The 17337-nt window shown below is 70.5% G+C and carries 17 protein-coding genes; 3 read left to right on the top strand and 14 right to left on the bottom strand.

Annotation, left to right across the window (positions count from 1 at the left end):
- Positions 1 to 6 precede the first annotated feature (6 nt).
- Positions 7 to 726, bottom strand: a complete 720-nt coding sequence (locus F9B16_RS07835) for a PH domain-containing protein (protein ID WP_151539307.1) — start codon at positions 724 to 726, stop codon at positions 7 to 9.
- A gap of 79 nt (positions 727 to 805) precedes the next feature.
- On the opposite strand from F9B16_RS07835, the gene F9B16_RS07830 reads away from it, so the two are divergent.
- On the top strand, positions 806 to 1954 hold the full coding sequence (locus tag F9B16_RS07830; protein WP_151539306.1) for an NADH-quinone oxidoreductase subunit D: 1149 nt from the start codon (positions 806 to 808) through the stop codon (positions 1952 to 1954).
- A 28-nt stretch (positions 1955 to 1982) separates the two neighbouring features.
- Here F9B16_RS07830 and F9B16_RS07825 read toward each other — a convergent pair whose 3' ends face one another.
- From F9B16_RS07825 to dacB, 11 genes are all read right to left on the bottom strand, one after another.
- Positions 1983 to 2456, bottom strand: coding sequence for a DUF3180 domain-containing protein (locus tag F9B16_RS07825; RefSeq protein WP_151539305.1), 474 nt, complete (start codon positions 2454 to 2456; stop codon positions 1983 to 1985).
- Positions 2453 to 3040, bottom strand: coding sequence for a 2-amino-4-hydroxy-6-hydroxymethyldihydropteridine diphosphokinase (gene folK / locus F9B16_RS07820; protein WP_151539304.1), 588 nt, complete (start codon positions 3038 to 3040; stop codon positions 2453 to 2455). The genes F9B16_RS07825 and folK overlap by 4 nt, the downstream gene beginning before the upstream one ends.
- Positions 3037 to 3402 (bottom strand): dihydroneopterin aldolase, encoded by a 366-nt coding sequence (folB, locus tag F9B16_RS07815; RefSeq protein WP_192808657.1) that lies wholly within the window; start codon positions 3400 to 3402, stop codon positions 3037 to 3039. The genes folK and folB overlap by 4 nt, the downstream gene beginning before the upstream one ends.
- The gene (locus tag F9B16_RS07810) at positions 3399 to 3836 is read right to left on the bottom strand and encodes a nuclear transport factor 2 family protein (RefSeq protein WP_151539303.1); all 438 of its coding nucleotides are present in this window, start codon (positions 3834 to 3836) and stop codon (positions 3399 to 3401) included. The genes folB and F9B16_RS07810 overlap by 4 nt, the downstream gene beginning before the upstream one ends.
- Positions 3833 to 4714 (bottom strand): dihydropteroate synthase, encoded by an 882-nt coding sequence (folP, locus tag F9B16_RS07805; RefSeq protein WP_151539302.1) that lies wholly within the window; start codon positions 4712 to 4714, stop codon positions 3833 to 3835. Before folP ends, F9B16_RS07810 begins: the two co-directional genes overlap by 4 nt.
- A gap of 235 nt (positions 4715 to 4949) precedes the next feature.
- The gene (gene folE / locus F9B16_RS07800) at positions 4950 to 5564 is read right to left on the bottom strand and encodes a GTP cyclohydrolase I FolE (RefSeq protein ID WP_151539301.1); all 615 of its coding nucleotides are present in this window, start codon (positions 5562 to 5564) and stop codon (positions 4950 to 4952) included.
- A gap of 5 nt (positions 5565 to 5569) precedes the next feature.
- The gene (gene ftsH, locus F9B16_RS07795) at positions 5570 to 7576 is read right to left on the bottom strand and encodes an ATP-dependent zinc metalloprotease FtsH (RefSeq protein WP_151539300.1); all 2007 of its coding nucleotides are present in this window, start codon (positions 7574 to 7576) and stop codon (positions 5570 to 5572) included.
- Between the two features lie 325 nt (positions 7577 to 7901).
- Positions 7902 to 8465, bottom strand: coding sequence for a hypoxanthine phosphoribosyltransferase (gene hpt / locus F9B16_RS07790; RefSeq protein WP_151539299.1), 564 nt, complete (start codon positions 8463 to 8465; stop codon positions 7902 to 7904).
- 127 nt (positions 8466 to 8592) lie between these two features.
- Positions 8593 to 9618: a tRNA lysidine(34) synthetase TilS gene (gene tilS / locus F9B16_RS07785; protein ID WP_151539298.1), complete on the bottom strand. Its 1026-nt coding sequence runs from the start codon at positions 9616 to 9618 to the stop codon at positions 8593 to 8595.
- 89 nt (positions 9619 to 9707) lie between these two features.
- A complete protein-coding gene (locus tag F9B16_RS07780) occupies positions 9708 to 10820 on the bottom strand; it encodes a zinc-dependent metalloprotease (protein WP_151539338.1) in 1113 nt (370 codons plus the stop codon).
- A gap of 186 nt (positions 10821 to 11006) precedes the next feature.
- Complete coding sequence (gene dacB / locus F9B16_RS07775) at positions 11007 to 12395, bottom strand: D-alanyl-D-alanine carboxypeptidase/D-alanyl-D-alanine endopeptidase (RefSeq protein ID WP_225991452.1); 1389 nt, start codon at positions 12393 to 12395, stop codon at positions 11007 to 11009.
- Positions 12396 to 12535: 140 nt separating this feature from the next.
- Here dacB and F9B16_RS07770 point away from each other — a divergent pair, with 140 nt between their 5' ends.
- Positions 12536 to 13027, top strand: a complete 492-nt coding sequence (locus tag F9B16_RS07770; protein WP_151539297.1) for an inorganic diphosphatase — start codon at positions 12536 to 12538, stop codon at positions 13025 to 13027.
- 155 nt (positions 13028 to 13182) lie between these two features.
- Here F9B16_RS07770 and F9B16_RS07765 read toward each other — a convergent pair whose 3' ends face one another.
- Together F9B16_RS07765 and F9B16_RS07760 are read right to left on the bottom strand one after the other, a co-directional pair.
- On the bottom strand, positions 13183 to 14343 hold the full coding sequence (locus tag F9B16_RS07765) for an NlpC/P60 family protein (RefSeq protein WP_225991451.1): 1161 nt from the start codon (positions 14341 to 14343) through the stop codon (positions 13183 to 13185).
- Positions 14344 to 14532: 189 nt separating this feature from the next.
- The gene (locus F9B16_RS07760; protein WP_151539295.1) at positions 14533 to 16347 is read right to left on the bottom strand and encodes an RNA polymerase sigma factor; all 1815 of its coding nucleotides are present in this window, start codon (positions 16345 to 16347) and stop codon (positions 14533 to 14535) included.
- Between the two features lie 233 nt (positions 16348 to 16580).
- On the opposite strand from F9B16_RS07760, the gene F9B16_RS07755 reads away from it, so the two are divergent.
- Positions 16581 to 17327, top strand: coding sequence for a MerR family transcriptional regulator (locus F9B16_RS07755; RefSeq protein ID WP_151539294.1), 747 nt, complete (start codon positions 16581 to 16583; stop codon positions 17325 to 17327).
- The last annotated feature ends 10 nt before the right edge of the window (positions 17328 to 17337 follow it).

Below are 17337 nucleotides of genomic sequence, written 5' to 3'. Positions count from 1 at the left end.
GGCCGCTCATAGGCCCATGCTCCGTGCCTCGCCCTTCTGAGCGAGACGATCGCGCAGATGTGCGGCCTCCATCGCGGGCAGACCGGGGATGGCCACGTCGGTCGCCGCGGCCGCGGTGTGCATGCGCACCGTGGCGATGCCCATCCACCGCTCAAGGAGGCCCGCGGTCACGTCCACGAACTGCATGCGGCCATAGGGGACGACGATGAGCCGCTTGACGAACACACCGTGGGTCACCACGAGGTCGTCGGAACGCTCGACGTAGCCGAAGGACCGCCGGTCGAGCTCCGCCACGACCCAGGTGACCACGGTGATAAGCGCTACAGCGACGATCCACATGACGGCCGCCGCCGCGCCCCCGTTGCGCCACACCAGGAAGCCGCCCACGGCGCCGATGGGGACCGCCCACAGCACGGCGGTGAGCAGCCTGTGCGGCGCGTGCCGTGCGGAGATGGTCGACCACTGAAGGCCCCCGCCGGGGGCGAACGCCTCGTCCGCCCTGTAGGTCGGGGGCACCGCGACGGGTGCGCCCTGTTGCTGCTGGTGGCCTCCGGGCGGCACCTGTCCGGCGCCCGGCACGAAGTCGGGCCGGCCCGGCGGAGAGCCCGCGGGGTCCTGCGGATGGCCGCTCTGCCCCGGGCCGGACGGCGCGGGAGGGTGCGCCGCGTTCTGGTATCCAGGCTGCGCGACGGGCTCGTACGGCGGTTCGCCATGGCTCGGGTTCATTGCCCCCTAGTCAACCGGATAACGGCCGCCGCTCGCCATGGGACCATGAAGCGGTGATCGGAGCGGCGGAGACGCGACCATGACCACCGAGCGGATCGTCGGGATCGGTGCGGGCGCCAAGGAGCTCGCCACCGAGGACATGACGTTGAACATCGGCCCCCAGCACCCGTCCACGCACGGGGTGCTCCGGCTGCGGCTGACCCTGGACGGCGAGCGCATCTCGGCGGCCGAGCCCATCATCGGCTACATGCACCGCGGCGCCGAGAAGCTGTTCGAGGTGCGGGACTTCCGGCAGATCATCGTGCTGGCCAACCGGCACGACTGGCTCTCGGCGTTCGCCAACGAGCTCGGCGTGGTGCTCGCCGTCGAGCGGATGCTCGGCATGGAGGTGCCGGTCCGCGCGGTGTGGACGAGGACGCTGCTGGCCGAGCTCAACCGGGTCCTCAACCACCTCATGTTCCTGGGCTCGTATCCCCTCGAAGTGGGTGCGATCACACCGATCTTCTATGCGTTCCGTGAGCGCGAGACGTTGCAGCGGGTGATGGAGGAGGTGTCCGGTGGCCGCATGCACTACATGTTCAACCGTGTCGGTGGCCTGAAGGAGGAGCTCCCCGCCGGTTGGACGGCGCGCGCGCGGACCGCCGTCTCCGACGTCCGCTCACGGATGAGCGACATCGCCGATCTCATCGTGGGCAACGAAATCTTTCGCGCGCGCACACGCGGCGTCGGTGTGCTCACGCAGGAGCAGATCCTCCAGTACGGCGTGTCGGGCCCCATCGCCCGGGCGTCCGGCCTCGATTTCGATCTGCGCCGGGACGAGCCGTACCTCGCCTATGGGGAACTCGACGTTCCGGTGGTCACCCGGCAGGAGGGCGACTGCCTCGCCCGCTTCGAGTGCCTGCTGGACCAGGTGTACGCATCGCTGGACCTGGCCGACGCGTGCCTGGACCGGCTCGCCGAACTGCCGCCGGGGCCCATCAACCAGCGGCTCCCGAAGGTGCTCAAGGTGCCTGAGGGGCACACCTACGCCTGGACGGAGAACCCGCTGGGCATCAACGGCTACTACCTGGTGTCGCGGGGCGAGAAGACGCCGTGGCGGATGAAGCTGCGGTCCGCGTCGTTCAACAACGTCCAGGTGCTGGCCGAACTGCTGCCCGGCAACCTGGTCGCCGACATGATCGCGATCCTCGGCTCGATGTTCTTCGTCGTCGGCGACATCGACAAGTAGCGCGCCTAGCCGTGGCTATGCGAGCGGCTCAGGCCCTGGAGGCGTTCCTGTTGCGCTCCTCCTCGTCGGGGTCCTTGGGCACACGGCACGCGTACTCCAGGAAGAACGCCGCACCGACGAGCACGATGGCCGCAAGGAACGTGCCCACGCTGACGAAGAAGTCGTGGCGCGGCGTCGACTTGTCCAGCGAGTCCGCCAGGCTGGCGGCGAACCCGCCGAAGACACCGGCGATGACAGCGGCCGTGTGCGCGCTGGCCTTTCCCAGGGCCGCCATACGCGCGACCGCGAGCGGCTCCACCGGTTTGGTGTTCGGCTTGCGGCGGATCCGGCGCAGCAGGTTGTAGCCGGTGAAGGCCTCGCCGAGCGCCAGCAGCAGCAGCGTCGGCACCGCCGTCCACGGAAGCGGCGGCAGCGAGACGTACGCGGAACGCAACACCGCCCAGGTGATCACTGCCACGACGATCACGAGGGCGACGAGGAACAGCGGGCGGGACGGTCTCATGCAGGCTGCTGCAGGGTCAGGTCGTTCCGGCGGCGGACGGCCGACGGGCCCCCTTCCGCCTGCTTGGCCTCGGCGAGGTCGCCGACACGGCCGTGTCCCGGCAGGAGCACGTCAGGCTCGATGTCGGCCCACGGCACGAGCACGAACGCCCGCTCGTGCGCGCGCGGATGCGGGAGCGTCAGATCGGGGTCGTTGGACGAGATGTCCCCGAACACCACGATGTCGATGTCGAGCGTGCGCGGCCCCCAGCGGACCTCCCGGACGCGGCGCAGGGAGTTCTCGATGTTGAGCACGCGTTCGAGCAGGTTCTCCGGTGGGAGCCTCGTGTCGGCCACCACCACGATGTTGAGGTAGTCGCCCTGCTCGGGGATGGTCTCCTCGGGGGGCGCGTACGGGGCCGTCTCGTAGACCGGGGAGCACGCCACGAACTCCAGGCCGGGGGCGTCGAACAGCGCGTCGACCGCCTCCTGGAGGTTGTCCAGCCGGTCGCCGAGGTTGCTGCCGAGCGAGAACACGACACGGTGCTCGACCAGCATGTGGCCGCCGGTCGCGGTGCGGTCGGGCATGCGGTCTGACGCTGTCATGGGCGACTCCTCCTGATCTTCACGGCGACGTCCGTGAAGGGATGCGGCACCGGGGCGCTCGGCTTGTGGACGGTGACCTCGGCCTCCACCACCGCCGGGTCCTCCAGACATATCTTCGCGAGCCGGTCGGCCAGCGTTTCGATCAGATCGACGGGCTCTCCCTCGACGGCCGCGACCAGCTTGCCGGCCAGCGTGCCGTAGTCGACGGTACGGGACAGGTCGTCGGTCTCCGCCGCGGGGCGGGTGTCGAGGCCGAGCGACGCGTCGACCACGAACTCCTGCCCGAGCTCGCGCTCGGCCGGCAGCGCGCCGTGCCTTCCCCGGGCCCGCAGGCCGCGCAGTTCTATGCGGTCCAGGCTCATTCTTCCTCTGCATCCGCGGGGTTGAGGACGGGCGAGCCGTGGTGCAGCAGGAGCCGCCACTGCCCGTCGACGCGTACGAACAGTTTCGTGGCCACGATGCTTCCGCCCGCGAGGAAACCGGCCTCCGACTCGTCGTCGGCCGTGAGGACGTTCTCCTTGCACGTGACCACAGCGTGGTCGCCGTAGACGTCCGTTTCAACATCGGTCAGCACGAACTGGATGTAGGTGGTGTTGGCCATGATGAGCGCCCACGAGCGGAGGACCTCCTCGCGCCCGCGCAGCATCGTCCAGCCGGGATGGACGCAGGACACGCCCGCCGCGTAGGGGCCCTCGGCCCACACGTCGGACATGCGGTCGAAGTCCCCCGCTTCGAAGGCGGCGTAGAACTCGGCGTGGACCTCTTCCAGGTCGGCGCGGTTCACTGCACGGGTCATCGCTGGTCGCTCCCGGGGTGCATGGGACGGGCGGCCTCGATCGCGGCCGCCACGCGTACGGCGTCCACGTTCGGACGTACCCGGTGCACGCGCACGCACCACGCACCGGCGGTCGCGGCGAGGGCCGTGACGGCGACGGTGGCGTCATCGCACTCGGCGAACGGGCGGCGCGTCCCGTCCGGCTCGGCCAGCAGGGTCGTGAAGAAGCTCTTGCGGGACGCGCCCACCAGAAGCGGGTAGCCCGTGCCGATGAACTCGTCCAGATGGGCCAGCAGGGCCCAGTTGTGCCCGGCGGTCGGGCTCTTGGCGAACCCCAGTCCCGGGTCGAGGACGACCATGGACGGATCGACGCCCTCGCCCAGGACCGCATCGACGCGGTGCAGCAGTTCCTCGCGCACCTCGCGGACAACGTCGGCGTAGACGGAACGGGTCTGCATGTCGTGGCTGTGGCCGCGCCAGTGCATCACCACATAGGGGACCTTGGCCGCGGCCACCACACGGGGCATGTCCGGGTCGGCCAGGCCGCCGCTCACGTCGTTCACCAGCCGGGCGCCCACGGCGACGGCTGCTTCCGCCACCTCCGCGCGCATGGTGTCGACACTGACCGGGACGTTCTCCTCCGTGAGCGCCTTGATGACGGGCACCACGCGGCGGAGTTCCTCGTCCAGCGACACCCGCTGCGCCCCTGGGCGCGTGGACTCACCGCCCACGTCGACGATGTCGGCGCCCTCGGCGACGAGGTCCAGGCCGTGCCGGACGGCCTTCTCCGGGTCGAACCAGCTTCCCCCGTCGGAGAACGAGTCCGGGGTCACGTTGACCACGCCCATGACGAGGCATCGCCCCGGCTGGGGCAGCCCCGGAACGGCGGCACTGGTCATATGGCCCAGCCTATGCCTTGCCCGCACCCCTTCAGAGCGCCGCCCTAAGCGGCCTCTAGGAGCCGCGGGCGCGCATCCGCCTCGCTCGCCCGACGCGGCGGCCGACGGCCCGGCCCGCGACTCGGCCCTCGCGTCCCGGCCGTCCGTCGCCGCACACCCATCACATGCTGAACGGGCCTCAGCTCGACGCTGAGGCCCGTTCGGACGTTTCGGGGAATCGGGATGCGGCCGAGGGTCAGGAGCGGCCCAGGATCAAGCTCATCGCCTCGCCCCGGGTCTCCGCATGATCGCGGAAGTCCCCGCGCACCGCCGAGGTCACCGTCTTGGCGCCCGGCTTGCGCACCCCCCGCATGGTCATGCACAGGTGCTCGGCCTCGATCACCACGATCGCGCCGCGCGGCTCCAGCACGCTCATCAGCGCGTCCGCCACCTGGCTGGTCAGCCGCTCCTGCACCTGGGGGCGCCGCGCGTACACGTCGACCAGCCGGGCCAGCTTCGACAGCCCGGTGATCTGCCCCTTCTTGTTGGGCGTGTACCCGACGTGCGCCACCCCGTGGAACGGCACCAGGTGGTGCTCGCACACGCTGTACACCTCGATGTCCTTCACCAGGACCATTTCCTCATGGTCGGCGTCGAACACCGTCGTGAGCGCGTCCTCGGGCCGCTGGCGCAGGCCGGCGAACTGCTCGGCGTACGCGCGCGCGACCCGCGCCGGGGTGTCGCGGAGCCCGTCGCGCTCGGGGTCCTCCCCGATCGCGAACAGGATCTCGCGCACCGCCTTCTCGATCCGCGCGTGGTCGAACCCCGGAGGGTCCTCCTGCACCGGCTCTTCGTCGTACGGAATGGCCAAGGCGGTCAGCTTTCGCCCGGGGCCGGGTCGGCGGACTCGGAGGTGACGCCGCCGCCCTGGCCGTTGTTCTTGGTCAGGTCGGTCACGTCCTGCGGGCCCAGCAGAGCCAGTTCCTTGGGCGTGAGCACCGGCGGACGGTCCGACGGGAGGCGCTTGCCATAGCCGGTGTAGGAGTTCTGGTGCGGCCGCTTCTGGATCGGAGCGAAGATCTGCAGCACCTGCTCCTTGGAGAGGGTCTCCTTCTCCATGAGGTTGACCACCAGGTCGTCCAGGACGTCCCGGTACTCCACGAGGATCTCCCACGCGGTGTCGTGCGCGGACTCGATGTAGCGCCGCACCTCGTCGTCGATCGCGGACGCGATGTCCTCGGAGTAGTCCCGCTCGTGGCCCATGTCGCGGCCCAGGAAGACCTCGCCCTGCCCGGTGCCGAACTTGCGGGCGCCGAGGCGCTCGCTCATGCCGTACTCGGTCACCATGTTGCGGGCGATGGAGCTGGCCTTCTCGATGTCGTTGGCCGCGCCCGTGGTCGGCTCGTGGAAGACCAGTTCCTCCGCGGTGCGCCCGCCCAGCAGCATGGCCAGCTGGTCGGTCATCTCCGAGCGCGTGGTGAGGAACTTGTCCTCCATCGGCAGGGTCATGGTGTAGCCCAGCGCGCGCCCGCGCGGGAGGATCGTCACCTTGTGCACGGGGTCGGAGTTCGGCAGCGCGTGCGCCACCAGCGCGTGCCCGCCCTCGTGGTAGGCAATGATCTTCTTTTCCTTCTCCGACATCACCCGGGTCTTGCGCTCCGGCCCGGCCATGACGCGGTCGATGGACTCCTCGAGGGTGTCCATGTCGATGAGCTTGCGGTCGAAGCGCGCGGTCAGCAGCGCCGCCTCGTTGATCACGTTCGCGAGGTCCGCGCCGGTGAAGCCCGGGGTGCGGCGCGCGATGACGTCCAGGTCGACGTCCGGGGCGAACGGCTTGCCGCGGCCGTGCACCCGCAGGATGCCCTTGCGGCCCTCCAGGTCGGGGCGGTCCACGGTGACCTGGCGGTCGAACCGGCCGGGACGCAGCAGCGCCGGGTCCAGGATGTCGGGACGGTTGGTCGCCGCGATGAGGATCACGCCGCCCTTGACGTCGAAGCCGTCCATCTCGACGAGCAGCTGGTTCAGCGTCTGCTCGCGCTCGTCGTGGCCGCCGCCGAGGCCCGCGCCGCGGTGCCGGCCGACGGCGTCGATCTCGTCGATGAAGATGATCGAGGGGGCGTTGGTCTTGGCCTGCTCGAACAGGTCGCGCACGCGCGAGGCGCCGACGCCGACGAACATCTCGACGAAGTCGGAGCCGGAGATCGAGTAGAACGGCACGCCCGCCTCACCGGCCACCGCGCGCGCGAGGAGCGTCTTACCGGTGCCGGGCGGGCCGTACAGCAGCACGCCCTTGGGGATCTTCGCGCCGATCGACTGGAACTTCGCCGGGTTCTGCAGGAAGTCCTTGATCTCTTCCAGCTCCTCCAGGGCCTCGTCGGCCCCGGCCACGTCGGCGAAGGTGGTCTTGGGGGTGTCCTTGGTGATGAGCTTGGCCTTGGACTTGCCGAAGTTCATCACCCGCGAGCCGCCGCCCTGCATCTGGTTCATGATGAACAGGAAGATCAGCACGATGACCACGATGGGCAGCAGGCTGAACAGCAGGTTCAGGAAGAAGCTCTGCTTGGGGACATCAACGTTGTAGCCGCCGGGCAGCTTGCCCGCGTCGGCCTGCTTCTGCAACTGGTTCTGCAACTGCAGGCCCTGGCCGTCGACCCAGGAGGCCTGCTGCTGCTTGCCGTTCTTGAGCGTGACCTCGATCCGCTGGTCCTTGTCGACGATCTTGGCGGACTCCACCTGGCCCGCGTCGATCTCCTGGACCACCTTGGAGGTGTCGGTCTTCTCGAACGAACGGCCGGGGTTGACGCCCCACATCACAAGGGCGACCAAGAGGCCGAACAGCAGGATCCACAGCAGCGGCCCGCGAAAATAGCGCTTCACGTCCATTTATCCGGTTACCCCTACCGGGGCCCGTCCCTCCTGACCAACGTCTGTGTGCGATCCTCGCCCGTCCCGGGGGGCGGACGCCACTGCGACCAACAAAGGCCCGTCGCCCGGGGCTCCGGACCCACCGAGGCGGTCTCCCTCACGTGGCTCCCTGACCCGAGGGCCCGGGATAGTGACGGTACACCGCAGGGCACAGGAGACGCAGCCAGCGCCGATCTCCTGATCCTCTTCATATACCCGTCAACGACCTTTGCAACGATCCGTCACGGCCCCTTGTTCCCTGGGGGTTCCCCAGAGGCTCCCCTTGGCCGGGCGCGGGCGGGCCTCAGGAGCCCTCGCCGCCGTACACGTGCGGCGCCAGAGTCCCCACGAAGGGGAGGTTCCGGTACTTCTCCGCGTAGTCGAGCCCGTACCCGATGACGAACTCGTTGGGGATGTCGAACCCGATGTACCTGACGTCGAGGTCGGTCTTCACCGCCTCGGGCTTGCGCAGCAGCGCGCAGATCTCCAGGGACGCCGGGCCGCGCGATCGCAGGTTGCTGACCAGCCACGACAGGGTCAGGCCCGAGTCGACGATGTCCTCCACGATGAGCACGTGGCGGTCGAGGATGTCGGTGTCCAGGTCCTTGAGGATGCGGACGACGCCCGACGACTTGGTGCCCGACCCGTAGGACGAGACGGCCATCCAGTCCATCGACGCCGGCGAGTGCAGCGCGCGCGCGAGATCCGCCATGATCATGACGGCGCCCTTGAGGACACCGACGAGGAGCAGGTCCTTGCCCGCGTAGTCGGCGTCGATCTGCCCGGCAAGCTCGCGCACCTTCGCCTGCAGGTCGGCCTCGGGGATCAGCACCTTCGCCAGGTCGTTGCCCAGGTCCTTCTCGTCCACAACCCCACCCTCATCGTTGTGACTTCGCCCGCCCGCGCGGGACGGACGCCTTGCGCGGCGGGCACGCCGGATGACGGGCTCGCCGATGACAAAGCACGCTGTGTGACGGATCGCACACGACGTGGCGTCAAACCGGGCCGAACAGCAGCCTCCCATACCGCCGGAACGCTCGAAGACCCCCGGGCAGGTCGACGTGCCGCTGGCCGTGCCAGGCCGTGACCAGCCGATCCATTGCATCGACATGGACGGCCGCGAGCGTACCTGGTGGGCTGCCCGCTTTGACCGCTGCCATCCGCAAGACGCGCGTACGAAGGGCTCTGTGCAGTTCTGCGAGGCCGTCCACGCGGAGCGCTACGGTGCGGCCGCCTTCGACGAAGCCGTCGGGCACCTCGTCGAGGAGGTCGTCATAAGCGCGCGCGGCGAGCGCGTCAAGGGCGTCGGCGTCGTCGCGCAGTATCCGGGCCGTTCGCGCCAGCGCTTCGGCCACGCCCGGCCCGAGCGTCTCCTCCAGGACCGGCAGGGCTCGGTGCCGTACGCGCACGCGCGTGTAGGCGGGGTCGTCGTTGTGCGGGTCGTCCCAGGGCTCCAGCCCCATCGCAAGGCAGGCTCGGCGCATGGTCGCCCGATCCAGCTCCAGCAGAGGGCGGAGGTACAGCACCTCACCCTGACCGGTCGGGCGCCTGAGGGTCGTGGGCATCCCTGCCAAGGAGCGGGCCCCGGAACCGCGCGCCAGCCCGAGCAGGACAGTCTCCGCCTGGTCGTCGCGAGTGTGGCCCAGGAGGACCGCTGCCGCGCCGAGCCGGCCAGCGGCACGGTCCAACGCCGCGTAGCGGGCGTTGCGGGCGGCGTTCTCCGTGCCGCCCTCACCGTCCACGGTGACCGCGATCGACCCGGCTGGGTCCAACCCTAGGTCTGCGAGGGTCCAGACGACCGCGTCCGCGCGCGCGCTCGACCCGTCCTGCAGGCCGTGGTCGATAGTGATGCCGCCGGCTTGGAGCCCCGCCCTGGGCGCCTCAAAGGCGAGGGCTCCTGCGAGCGCGAGGGAATCGGCGCCGCCGCTGCACGCCACGAGCGTCATAGAACCGGCAGGCAGATCGGCCAGTACGCGCCGCACTGCCAGCCGCACGGCCGCCACCGCCGGATCAGGCCCCATGGGAAACGTCTACCACCGGACGGTGCCGCACGCGGAAGCGATGCCGGCCCTCTGCCGGCGCTAGACGCCGTGCACGTCCCGCAATGGCGTCACGCCTCGCTGGCCTCCGGCGGGGCCACGTCGATGGCGCGCGGGCCGACGACCCGGTCCATCCACAGGGCCGGCTCCTTGATCTCGTCATGCGTGGGCAAGGTCTCCGGGGACTGCCAGACCTGGTTGAACCCGCTCATGCCGGCCTCCGCGACGACCCGGCGCACGAACCGCGAGCCCTCCGCGTACTGCTTCATCTTGAGGTCGATGCCCAGCAGGCGGCGGATCGTCTTGTCCAGCTTGGAGCCGCCGTCCCGGCGTCCCTGGAAACGGGAGCGGATCTGCTCCACGGAGGGCACGACCTCCGGGCCGACCGCGTCCATGACGTAGTCGCCGTGCCCCTCCACCAGCGTCATCACCGCGGTGAGCCGGTCGAGGATCTTGCGCTGCTCCGGGGTCTGGATCGCGTCGATGAGGTTGGCGTCGCCGCCGCGCATGGCGTCGGCCACGGCCTCGGCCGCGTCGCGGATCCGGTCCAGCATCACGCCGGGGTCCAGATCGGACGCCAGCAGGAACTGGGTCATCTGGTCCTGCACGTACTCGCGCAGCCACGGGACGCCGGTGAACTGGGCGCGGTGCGTCTCCTCGTGAAGGCACACCCACAGCCGGAAGTCCCGCGTGTGGACGCCGAGCTCCTGCTCCACATGGACGATGTTGGGCGCCACGAGGGTGAGGCGTCCGGTCGGCGCCTGCCCGGACGGGTCCGGCGGCAGGAACAGCTCGTACTGGCCCAGCACACGGCTGGCCATGTAGGCGAGGATCGCGCCCACCTGCATTCCGGTCACCCGCGAACCGACCGCCTGCACGACGACATTGCCGGCGCCGCCCAGCGGGCTCGGGCTGCGGCGCTCGGACATCTGCTCCATGAGCGGCTCCAGCACCACCCGGAAGCCGTCCACGTTGGCGCGGATCCAGCCGGGACGGTCCACGATCGTCGCCGGAGCCGGATCGACCTCGGAGGCCATGCCGGTGAAGTCCCGCACGTGCCCGTGCGCGTCCCTCGACAGCTCGCGCAGCTCCGCCACGACCGCGCGGGCCTCCTCGTGGCTGACCTGCGGTCCCGGACGCACCAGACGGGTCCCCGCCTGGACGGCGACGTTCCAGTCGATCATTGAGGCGCTCATGTGCTCCACCGTACTTTTCGGACACGGCGCCGGAGCGCCCCTGCACGATCGTTCAACGAACAACCGTTCTGGTTATCTCCCGTACGGCCCCGCCCACACACCGTCGAGCACCCGCGGGTGCCGACGATCTATGGCCGCCCGCGGCGACGATCAGCGCCCGCCGCCGTTCGCGCCTCAGCAGCCGCAGGTGGCGACGGCGGAGGCGAGCTGGTCGAGCTTGCCCGGATCCACCGGCCCCTTCCCGTCCCCCGCCATGAACGCGAACGTCAGCAGCCGCCCGTCGCTGTCGTAGGTGAGCCCGGCCAGCGTGCTGACGCCGGCCAGTGTCCCCGTCTTGGCCCGCACCACGCCCGCACCGGCCTGGCTGGTGGGGAACGTGTAGCGCGGCGGCTTCAAGGTGCCCGAGAATCCCGCTATGGGCAGGCCGGTGATGACCGAACGCAGCTGCGGGTGCTCGGGGTTCGCCGCGAGGGCGATGATGCGGGCCAGCGCGAGCGGCGTGATGCGGTTCCGCGGCGACAGGCCGCTGCCGTCGTTCACCGACACGCCCTGCGTGACGCCGAGCTTCGCGAGGGTCTGCCGCACGGCCTGCGCCGCGTCCACGAACGTCGCCGGACGCCCGAGCTTCATGGCCACCTGCCGCGCCACGGCCTCCGCCACGTCGTTGTCGCTCTCGGTCAGCAGATGCTCGATCAGGGCGGACAGCGGCGGAGACTGCACCGCGCCCAGGCGCGCCGCACTCTTCTGGGCGACGGTCCTGTGCCCCGCCTTGGCCGCCACACCGTTCCTTGTCAGGAGGCTCGCGAAGATGCTCGCGGCTGCGGACGGCGGATCCGAGACCCGCGCGCGCTTCGTCGGATCGGCCGGGGAGACGCGTCCCTCGTCGACGGTCAAGGCGGTGACAGGCGCCAGCTCGCCTTCAGGCAGATAGTTCGGCTTCCACCCGGCCGCCGTGCGCGGCCCCTGGTACGCCGACGCGTCGTAGTCCACGCGTACCCGCGTCACGCCTGACGCCTTGAGCGCGGTGGCGGTCTGCTTCGCGAGGTCCAGCAGCGATGCGTACGGCGGGTGACCCTCGTCCGCGCGCGCGGGCAGGGCCGTCAGGGTAGGATCCCCGCCTCCGACCAGGACGATCCCGCCGCCGGTGCCGCGCACGACCTGAGTGGTGATCCGGTGCGACGGGCCGACTGTGGCCAGGGCGGCGACGGTGGTCGCCAGCTTGGTCGTGGAGGCCGGCGTGGCGGGCTGGTCCCCGCGCTGCGCGAACAGCGTCCGGCCGGTCTCCGCGTCCACGACCACGGCGTTGATCTTCGCCTTGGGGCCGCCTATGAGCGCCGCCAGCCGACCGGCCAGCGCTTGGGGGTTCGGCGCGCGCCCCCCGGCGGGGTCGGCGGCGGGGATTCGGGCCGACGCGTGCATCAGTTCGCGTGCCGCAACGCCCGGGGGCTGCGGGGACAGGTGCCGGTCCGGTGTGAGTTTCGCCACTGCCAGCCCGGCGGCGACGACGAAAACGTTAAGGAGGGACAGCGACAGTACGGCAAGGGCCCGACCGCGTGCAGGCACGTGACCGCCCCTCTCCCACTCAGCACTCACCAACGTGCGACATCCTTATATAAGGGAACTCACCCCCGTGGGGGTCGGCCTCGCCCGCACAGACCCCCGAAAGACTATTCACTGCGACCGCGCAGGGAGCGGAGGACATCTTGGATTTCGACGTCACCATTGAGATCCCGAAGGGCCAGCGGAACAAGTACGAGGTGGACCACGAGACCGGCCGCATCCGGCTCGACCGCATGCTCTTCACCTCGACGCAGTACCCGGCCGACTACGGGTTCATCGAGAACACGCTGGGCGAGGACGGCGACCCTCTGGACGCGCTGGTACTGCTCCAGGAGCCGACGTTCCCCGGGTGCCTCATCCGCTGCCGCGCGGTGGGGATGTTCCGGATGACCGACGAGGCCGGTGGTGACGACAAGGTCCTGTGCGTCCCCGCGACGGACCCGCGCATGGAGCACCTGCGCGACATCCACCACGTCCCCGAGTTCGACCGGCTGGAGATCCAGCACTTCTTCGAGGTCTACAAGGACCTGGAGCCCGGTAAGTCCGTCGAGGGCGCCAGCTGGGTGGGGCGCGTCGAGGCCGAGGCCGAGATCGAGCGGTCCCGCAAGCGCGAGGCCGAAAAGGGCGGTCACTGAGCCACTCTGGCACCTGGTCTGTCGCAGGGCTGGGCCGGAGGCCCCGTAACGGCGTAGGTCCGCTCCCCGCCGTGCACGCGTAAGGGCTCGGGCATGAACCCTTCCGTACGGGAGACCGTGCGGAAGGGTTCTCGCTTCCCCGTGCGGCGCGGCGCTCAGCCCGCAGGACGGGTGGCCCCGATCAGATCGCTGCGGCGGATGCTGGAGATCCGTACGCGCGCGCCCGTGTAGGGCGCCTCCACCATGCGGCCGCCGCCGATGTAGACGCCCACATGGTGGATGGTGTCCGGGTTCGAGGTGTCGGTGGCGAAGAACACCAGATCTCCGGGACGGAGCCTGTCGACGGGGACGTGCGGCCCGGACGTCCATTGCGTGCCGGTCCAGTGGTCGAGCAGCACGCCCGCCTTGCTCCACGCGTACATGGACAGGCCCGAGCAGTCGAAGCCGACAGTGCCCGCTCCCTGGTCGACTCCCAGGCTCGGGCCTTCGGACGTGCCTCCGCCCCAGGAGTAGGGCGTGCCGAGCCATTCGAGCGCCGCCCTGGCCACGACCGCGCCGCGTCTGGCGACGTTCGCCGTCTTCAGGCCGGCACGGGCCTTGCGGGCCGCACGTGCTTCGAGTGCCCGTTCCCTCTCGCGCGCGAGCCGGTCCGCGCGCGCTTGGGCCTCGCCCAGCCGCTTCTCCAGCGCGCGTTTCCGGTCGGCGATCCGATGGATCGAGGCCTGCTGAGCGGCGACCGCCGCCTGCGCCCGCCCCTTGGCGTCTTCGGCGCTCTTGGTCGCGGCCGTCTGGTCCTGGAGCGCGGCCTGGGCCTGCCTGCGGAACACGTCCGCCACGGTCTTGGACGCCTCGACCCGGCGGACCATCGCGGTCCGCTGCCCGGCCAGGACCTCGACCATCCCGGCCCGGTCCATGAAGCCCTGAGGGCCGCCCCGGCCGGAGATCGCGGAGGAGACCCGGTCGTAGCCGGTGTTGTCCTGGTACACGCGCGCGGCGAACGCCGCCAGCTCGTCCTGGGCCTCCTCCACCCTGCGGGTCGCCTCGGCAAGCCGTTGCTGCATGTCGCGGTAGTTCTGCTGGGACCGTTCCAGCTTGAGGCGCTCGCCGTTGTAGCGTTCCACCGCCGCCTCGGCCGCCGCGTTCAGCCCGTCCAGCTCCCCGTCCGCCTGGGCGAGCTCGGCCTTCGTCCGGCCGATGTCGGCCGCACGGTCCTTTACCAGCTGCCGGCTCTTCTCGACGTCGTGCGCGCTCGGGACCGGCTTGCCCGCGGCACGGGGCGCGGTACGGGCCGACACCGGCGGAACCAGCCAGCTCATGCCGACCGCCAGGCCGGCGGAGAACACGATCAGGCGAAGGGTCGCGTTCCTGGCGGAGGACACCGGCCCGCGACGGCGATGCTCTGCTGCGCTCGGCCCCATGAACACGTCCTCCCCCTGGCGTGTTTTACTTAGCGCAAATGATCACCTACGAAGAGTAGTTGAGACGGGCAACAATCGGAACGTCCGTCATGCGGGCGTCGCACTTCCGTCCGATGCGATGGGCGAGCCCGGCGCCGATGAAGAGGCGGGCGGGCCCGACGACGGCGGATCCGGTCGCCCACCGGACGGAGGCGGATCCGACGACGCGGGCGGATCGGACGGCGGCGGGTCCGATGCGGGCGGCGCCGACGATGTAGGCGGCTCCGGGGCGGACGACGTGGGCGGTTCGCCGGGCCGGTTCGTCTCAGGCGGAGTGGACGGTGTGCCGGTACCGGGCCCGGTCGGCGTTGGAGTGGGACCCGAACCGCCCCCCGGCGTGCCTGGAGTATCGGCACGCCAAGTGACGCACACCTGGGTTCCGCCCGGTTGGAACGTGATGCCGCCTTCGCCTCGCGCGCGCGATTGGCGGGACGCGTGCACGGCGACGGTCACGGTCTGGCCGGCCTCCAGCCGCCCCGAAGAGCTGCTCAACCGGAGCGCGCCCCAGGTCTTGGCGCTCCACGACACGGGCCCTCCCAGCGCCTGCAACTCCACAGAGCCGTCCGACCCTCCGGCCATGTCCAGGTACAGCGGGGACACCACGAGGGCGCCTACCGGGTTCGTCGGCGAGGGAAGTGCGCCCGCCGGCGGTGGCGCAGGCGGCGACGGATACAGAGCAGTAGGCGGCGCAGAGGAGCCTAAGGAGCCCAGGGGAAAGGTGGCCGACACCGGCGCGACGTCGACGACGCCACTGCGGCCGTCGCCCGATGAATGGCCGTCGGGCAAGGGACTATGCGAGACACCGGGAATCGCGCTGGGGCGCGGTCCTCCCTGGCTGCCGGCCCGTCCGACGTCTTCGGACTGGTTGAAGAAGCCGCGCACGGCGGCGATCCCGCCACCGAACAGGACCGCCACGATCACGAGGACGGCGAAGGCACGAGCGGCCTGTGCGGCCAACCCGTCCGGCGGTAACACACCACGTTCGCCGTCCCGCCGCCTTCGCATCGAGAACCGCCCTCTGGGGCGAGGCGCGCGCACCTGTCCCGAGGGCTGCCCAGGCTGTACGGGGAAACCGGCCGACGTGAACTCGGTGACGCGGGTGGCCACGAACAACCGGTAGCCGACCAGCTCGGAATCCAGGAAGCAGCTCATCACACGGAGCCGCAACTCGTCAGGTGGGTCCGCGTCCGGGAGGAGCCCGTACACCTTGGCCGCCGACACGCTGCGCGGCCGGAACGCACCGCACGTGGCGCACTCCTGGGCATGCGCCAAAAGCCGCTCGCTCAGTTCCGCCGTGAGGTCACCATGCCGTTGCCGGAGGAGTCGAGCACGTTCCGTGCAGCCGTACGGGCCCTGCTTCACGAGGAGGTCCGCGGTCAAGGCCGCTTCGAGGTCGGCGTGCGCGCGCTCCAGGATGGCCTCGGCCTCCTTGAGCGGGACGTCGAAAATGGCTGCCAGATCCGGAATGGACATCTGGTGCCGGACCCGCAGTTCGAGCGCCTCCCGCGAACCGGCCCGGAGCGACGCCACGGCCTCCCAGGCGGTGATCCGCTGATCGACGTCCTCCTGGTCATGGCTGGCGACCGGCAGATCGGGCGGACGCTCCCGCACCGGCGACCGCCGGGCGCACTCCAGCCGGGCGATCGCGTACAGCCAGGGCCCGAACCGATCCGGATCGCGCAGCTTGCCGATGTGCGCCTCGGCGACGACGAACGCGTCCCGCAGCGCGACCTGTGCGGCGTCCCGCTCCCGCAACTGGAACCAGCAGTAGGCGTAGAGCCGGTCGGCATAGGCCGCGTACATGTCGGCCGGGGCACCGGCGTCGCGCTCGCGCAGCGCCTCGACCAGGAGATGGTCGTTCATACCGGAAAAGGTAAAGCCTCCCGAAGGGCTTTACTGGCCATTTCAAGAGATCGAACCCAATGGCGTGCGCTGGTTCTTCCGCATTTTTTAACGCTTTTCCCGAGTGTTGCATTTAGCGGTTTTGGCGGGGATTCGTCCGGTCTTTCGACCTCATCCGGCCGGGACCGCCGCCGCGGCCGGCGCTCAGCCCAGCGGATTTGACACTGTCATCGTGACAGTGTCATCATCGAGCCATGGACGTTGCCTGGACGATCGGAGAGCTGGCCGAGCGCGCCGTCGCGGTGCTCGCCGCCGGCGAGTCCTCGCAGGTCAACGGCCGGGTCCGCGACCTGCCCAACGAACGGCTGATCCGCTGGTACACCACCATCGGGCTGGTCGACCCGCCCGCGGGCAGGCGCGGCCGCACCGCGCTCTACGGCCCGCGCCACCTCCTCCAGCTCGTCGCGGTCAAGCGGCGGCAGGCAGCGGGCCGCTCCATCGCCGAGATCCAACTCGAACTCGCCGCGGCGACCGACGCCGCCCTCGAACGGATCGCCGCCCTCCCCTCCGGCGCAATGGATCCGGAAGAAGAGACACCGCCCCCGACCCCAGCAGATACCGCCGAATCGGCTTCGGAGACCGACACGTCCACTGCGGACGCCGACACGGCGGCGACCGAACCGCCCGCCGACGGCGCACAGCAGACGGACGGCGAAGCACCCACCAGGGCGCGCTTCTGGAACGCCCGGCCCGACGTGTCCTTCGGCCGCGCCGCCGTGGCCGAGGACTATCCCCGTCCCGTGCCGCCCGTCGTCCAGGGCGTCCGCCTCGCCCCCGACCTGACCCTCCTCCTGGAGGCCGGCTCGCTCAGCGCCGACGACCTCCGCGCCATCGAGACCGCCGCGCGGCCCCTGCTCGACGAGCTGGCCGCACGGGGGCTCATCGCCTCCCCCGCAGACTCCGCCCGCACGCCCGCCGACCCTCCCCGGAGGCCGCAATGACCGTCCGCAT

Source organism: Actinomadura montaniterrae (assembly GCF_008923365.1).
Classification (GTDB): domain Bacteria; phylum Actinomycetota; class Actinomycetes; order Streptosporangiales; family Streptosporangiaceae; genus Spirillospora; species Spirillospora montaniterrae.
This window is presented reverse-complemented; position numbering and strand designations above follow the sequence as displayed.